Annotated in this window: 7 protein-coding genes; 3 read left to right on the top strand and 4 right to left on the bottom strand. The window is 72.1% G+C overall.

Annotated elements, in window-relative coordinates:
- The 3 genes from RIM90_RS21795 to RIM90_RS21805 form a co-directional block, all read right to left on the bottom strand.
- Nucleotides 1-759 (bottom strand): BlaI/MecI/CopY family transcriptional regulator (locus tag RIM90_RS21795; RefSeq protein ID WP_309062431.1); only part of this gene is annotated, 759 nt, incomplete at its 3' end.
- A gap of 610 nt (nt 760-1,369) precedes the next feature.
- Complete coding sequence (locus RIM90_RS21800) at nt 1,370-1,495, bottom strand: hypothetical protein (protein ID WP_309062432.1); 126 nt, start codon at nt 1,493-1,495, stop codon at nt 1,370-1,372.
- A gap of 224 nt (nt 1,496-1,719) precedes the next feature.
- Nucleotides 1,720-2,067: a hypothetical protein gene (locus RIM90_RS21805; protein WP_309062433.1), complete on the bottom strand. Its 348-nt coding sequence runs from the start codon at nt 2,065-2,067 to the stop codon at nt 1,720-1,722.
- A 442-nt stretch (nt 2,068-2,509) separates the two neighbouring features.
- Between RIM90_RS21805 and RIM90_RS21810 the strand changes: the two genes are divergently transcribed.
- Together RIM90_RS21810 and RIM90_RS21815 are read left to right on the top strand one after the other, a co-directional pair.
- Nucleotides 2,510-2,662, top strand: a complete 153-nt coding sequence (locus RIM90_RS21810; RefSeq protein WP_309062434.1) for a hypothetical protein — start codon at nt 2,510-2,512, stop codon at nt 2,660-2,662.
- A 254-nt stretch (nt 2,663-2,916) separates the two neighbouring features.
- Nucleotides 2,917-3,120 (top strand): cold-shock protein, encoded by a 204-nt coding sequence (locus tag RIM90_RS21815; RefSeq protein ID WP_037751662.1) that lies wholly within the window; start codon nt 2,917-2,919, stop codon nt 3,118-3,120.
- A 544-nt stretch (nt 3,121-3,664) separates the two neighbouring features.
- On the opposite strand, the gene RIM90_RS21820 is transcribed toward RIM90_RS21815, so the two are convergent.
- Complete coding sequence (locus RIM90_RS21820) at nt 3,665-3,808, bottom strand: hypothetical protein (protein WP_309062435.1); 144 nt, start codon at nt 3,806-3,808, stop codon at nt 3,665-3,667.
- Nucleotides 3,809-3,968: 160 nt separating this feature from the next.
- On the opposite strand from RIM90_RS21820, the gene RIM90_RS21825 reads away from it, so the two are divergent.
- The gene (locus RIM90_RS21825; protein ID WP_309062445.1) at nt 3,969-4,448 is read left to right on the top strand and encodes an ATP-binding protein; all 480 of its coding nucleotides are present in this window, start codon (nt 3,969-3,971) and stop codon (nt 4,446-4,448) included.
- Nucleotides 4,449-4,486: the final 38 nt, after the last annotated feature.

The following is a 4,486-nucleotide window of genomic DNA, read 5'->3' on the forward strand; positions in this document are numbered from 1 at the left end:
GCCGGCCGTCCCGGCGGCCGGGGACGCCTCCACGGCCGTGCTCTCCGCGGCGGGTGCGGACTCGGTCACGGCGGTGTAGAGCACGGTGTTCTTCTGCTTCATCCGCTCGACGCGGCTCTTGGCGACCAGCCGCTCCAGGGTGTTGCGCACGGTGTTGACGTCCCGGGCCCGCTCCGGGTACTCCCGCTCCAGGTCGTCTGCGACCTCGCTCGCGGTGCGCGGTTGCCCGGCATGCCGGCCCAGGACGTTCAGCAGCAGCTCACCCAGGGACGGGGCACCGGCCCTGGACGACGTCGTCTTCTTCGCGGCGGGTGTCTGCTTGGCCGTCGACTTCTGCGCGGCGGGCGCTTTTTTCGCCGTCGCCTTCTTGGCAGTGGTCGTCTTCGTGGACGCCTCCTTGGCCGTGGTCTTCTTCGCGGAGGCCTTGGCCGGCTTGTCCTGCCGCTGCTTTGGCAGTGCCGCGGAAGCCTCAACTGCCGACTCGGTCGCTTCGGTCGCCTTGGCGGGCCTGGTCGTGCTGTCCTGCGGCTGCACCGACTCGTCCTCTGGTGCCTGGACACCGGTGTCGGCTCCGCCTTCGGCCGGGGCGGACACCGCCTCCAGCGCCTTGACCAGCCAGGCTTCGTCCGCCACGAGCTGCTCAAGACGCTTGCGCAGGCGGGTCTGTTCCTCCCGGTTGTCCGCGAGGTGGTGGGCGAACTGGGTCGCGTACTGGCTCTGCAGGCTCTGGGTGGTGGGCTCTTCCGGCTCGTTGGCCACTGTTGCACGCTCCTTTGCACGGGGGTGTTGCTGCCGGATGCTACTCACCCAAACGGTGCCATCGCCGCTGCCCTGGGCAATCATCACCCGCGTGAACCGCCGCACACGGCCTGCTTCGCCCCCGGCACCGGCCCGCCGGAAGGGACACCGGACACGAAAACACCTCACCCGCGCCCGCCCCACGGCCCGCCCGGATCAGGTCCGCACGGACGTCCTGCCCGCGAAGACGACACTGCCGTGACCGCCGGTACGCGCCGTTTCGTGCCGCCGCGACGCACAGCGCGCAAAAAAGGGAGGCCGCCGTGGACGACGACTTCACCACCGACGACATCACGGCCCTGCGGCGAGGGAGAGAGCTGTCCGCCTTCCTGCGCTCCCGCATCAACTGCCCTTGCCGGACCCGGTCAGGGCGCGGCACCCATCGCACGCCGGGCCACCGACCCGGCGCCCGGCCGTCCCCCACCGCCACTACCGGCCACCGGCCTGCCGCGAGCACACCCCGGATCTGTGACTGTCCCCGGTGCCGGACCCTGGCCGACCACACGGAGACCAGTACCTGCGGCTGCGCACTGTGTGCCTGGTGCCGCGACGCTGCCGCCCGGCGTCCCCGTCAGACGGCGCACCGCGCCCAGGCGTACGTCCGGAAGCAGGCACGGCCCGCGCCGTCCGGTTCACCGCAGCCGAGGCCCCTGCCGTTGCTGCTGACGCCGGCGACGGTGTGCCTGCTGGGTCTCACCAGGCGGCAGGACGGGGGTTGCGGGCATACGCCCTGCCGCGCGCTGCGCGGCGCCCTGCTGGAGCCGGTCCCCACCAGGGCCCTGATCTCCGTCGCCCGCCCAGTGAACGGCGAGGCGGACTCGGCGCGCTGCGGTGCCTGCCCGGGCAGCAGCTCACCGATCTCGTCATAGCGGGCACATCATCCAGCCGTGCCTCGGCCCCGCCGCCCACCACCGCCACCGTCTACTCCCGGGCCGCGGGCAGGCACCACAGCGGGACCACGGGGCTGCTCGCCCACCGGGCGTGGGGCAAAGCCGCAAGGGTCCGGCCCACCGCTCCTCCACCTCCCGCGCCGCCGCCTCCTTTCTCCCGGCCCGCGAAGGCGGCGCCGTCGGCCTCGAGGACCACCTGCACCGTGACCTGCGCACCCCGCTCCGGCGCCGCGGGCCGAGACGCGGGACGGCCGGCCACCTCCACCATCCGCTCCACCTCCCCATGGGCGTCCGGCATGGAGGGGGAGTCGAAGATGACCTTCACAGCGCTGCTCGGCACCACCGTCAGCCGGTCGACCTCCTCGGGCGGCCGAACCACCCAGTGAGATCAACATGCCGATTCTGCATGCCCGTTGGCCTCACACGGGGCTCTTGCGCCCGCTACCCGGCACGACGACCTCCCCGCACGTCCCGCCCCCCGGAACACGGCACCGGCCACAGGAGCCGAACCCCGCCCAGCCGAACCCCACAGACGCGGCCGACGCACCCCACCGTCCCTCCTTCGCGCCGCAGCGCATGCGGCATCCACCGTGCCCGCATAAGGTCCCCTCGGGGCCCGCTCGGACAGGACGGCGGGACTCGGCGGCCCCGCGTCCCTCGCACGCCGCGCGGGGCCGCCCCTGATCCCTGCCCGCTGCACAACCAGCCCCGTCCCAAGCCACAAGCGGCGGCCGCCGACCGGGTTGCTCAAGGCCCAGATGGTGACGATCACGCCTTTCTGCGGCGACTTCACCCACAGGCCGGGCGCGCCGAGGACGGGTATGACAGCGTGGCCTTTCCTGTGCGGCTGCACGGGCCAGCGCCAGCAGCAGCGGGTCCGTCTCCAGTCCGTCGCTCGCGGCTTCCAGACGCAGGGCGTCCTGCTTGCGCTGCTCGACGACCTGTGCACAGGCGTCGTCGGATGGGACGGGTGAGGACCCGGCCCCGCCCGCCCACCTGCGTCTCGTCCCCCGTGAGGAGGGCTGAGTCATCCGCCTGCGGCTGTCACCACGACTGTGGCTCTGTGGTGCGGTTCGGTTTCTGCGTGTAGCGTCGCTGCCGGATGTCGTGGTTCGCCGTACCCTCCCGCGCCTTTCGCGCGGGCGTTTTGCTGTGCGGTGCCGGACCACGGCGATCACCTCCAGGGGCCGCGCGGTGCGGTCCCGGACAGCGACCGAGAGGTACCAGCATGGCCAGCGGAACCGTCAAGTGGTTCAACGCCGAGAAGGGCTTCGGCTTCATCGCCCAGGACGGCGGCGGACCGGACGTCTTCGCGCACTACTCCAACATCAACGCCTCCGGCTTCCGCGAGCTGCAGGAGGGCCAGGCGGTCACCTTCGACATCACCCAGGGCCAGAAGGGCCCGCAGGCGGAGAACATCACCCCCGCCTAAAAGCCCGGGATGCCACCGGGGCCCGGGGCGCCCGCCCCGGGCCCCGGCCCGTCATCACCCCGCCGGGCGGACACACGGCCGAGATGACGGCAGTCGTGACTTTCCGTAGCGACTTCACCCGCAGAGCGGGCGCGCCGAAGACGGGTATGACAACGTGTCCCCGGGCCTGGTCCGTCACTCCCCCCCCCCCGTGGTGGCGGACCGGCCTTTCTGCTTCCCGCCCGAGCTGCCCGGCTTCGGCCTCCTCGCCGCACAACCCCCGACGGGGAAAGTGACCGCGCCCCGGTTATGCCTGACCCGCACACAGCCGGCCCGGGACCGTCAGTTGGCGAGGGCGTGGCGGAGGGTGTCGCGGCAGTCGACGACGGCGTCGACGCCGATGATCTGCAGGGTGCGTCTCACGGTGCCGGTCGGTGCGGCCAGGTGCAGTCGGCCTGGATGAGGGCGTGGTGGGCGGCGATGAGGATGTTGATGCCGCTGGAGTCCATGAAGGTCACCTGCCGCAGACCGACCACGACGCGGGGACGGGGCGCGCCGGGGACGTTCAGGGCCTGCCTGAGCTGATCGCCGGTGTGGTGTCGATCTCCCCGGCCAGGGTCAGCACGTGGATGCCGTCGGTGGTGGCCACGACCGACAACCGGCCCGGCTGTTCAGCCTGTTTGCTGTTCGCCACTTCTCCCTCGGCCATGCCGGTGATACTGACACACCGGGCCTTCACCCGGTACACGCCCCGCAGGCACTGGGCAGAGGCCCGGTGCCTGCGGGGCCAATGGAGGGGCATGGGGCGTTGCCCGTCGGTGCGCGGGTACGCGCGCGGATGACGAACGGGGGAGCGAAGGGTGGACAGCATGGAATCGGTGCCCGTGGGCGAGGACGGCACCACGCAGGGCGAGCAGGCCCTGCAGACCACCGTCGCCCTGGACGGGGACGGCACGGACATCGCCCACGCCCGCCACCTGGCGACCGGTTTCCTCACCCGGGTGCAGGCCGAGCACGGCCTGCCCGTCTCCCAGCGCGCCCTGGACGTGACGCAGCTGGTGGTCAGCGAGCTGGTCACCAACGCCCGCAAGTACGCCCCCGGCCCGGCACTGCTGGACCTGCGCATCGCCGGGGACACGGTCGAAGTCTCGGTCTGGGACTCCGACCCGGTGCTCCCCATTGCCCGGGCTGCGGATGCCGGCCGGGTCGGCCAGCACGGCCTGGAGATCGTCATGGCCGTCGCCCAGGGTTTTGAAGCACAGCGCGAGCCGGTCGGCAAACGCATCACCGCCCGCATCGCCCTGATCGACGACCCCGGTGGCGCCGTCACCGGGCGACAGCCGCTGTAGAAACGACCGGCCGATCAGCCCCTTGACCTCAAGCCGGG

The organism is Streptomyces sp. (assembly GCF_031181555.1).
GTDB classification, from domain to species: Bacteria; Actinomycetota; Actinomycetes; order Streptomycetales; family Streptomycetaceae; genus Streptomyces; species Streptomyces fimbriatus.

What these genes read in the sequence shown, in the direction of transcription:
- RIM90_RS21810 (WP_309062434.1), top strand. Translation starts at nt 2,510, where the DNA reads ATGACAGCGTGGCCTTTCCTGTGCGGCTGCACGGGCCAGCGCCAGCAG.
- RIM90_RS21815 (WP_037751662.1), top strand. Translation starts at nt 2,917, where the DNA reads ATGGCCAGCGGAACCGTCAAGTGGTTCAACGCCGAGAAGGGCTTCGGC.
- RIM90_RS21820 (WP_309062435.1), bottom strand. Translation starts at nt 3,808, where the DNA reads ATGGCCGAGGGAGAAGTGGCGAACAGCAAACAGGCTGAACAGCCGGGC.
- RIM90_RS21825 (WP_309062445.1), top strand. Translation starts at nt 3,969, where the DNA reads ATGGAATCGGTGCCCGTGGGCGAGGACGGCACCACGCAGGGCGAGCAG.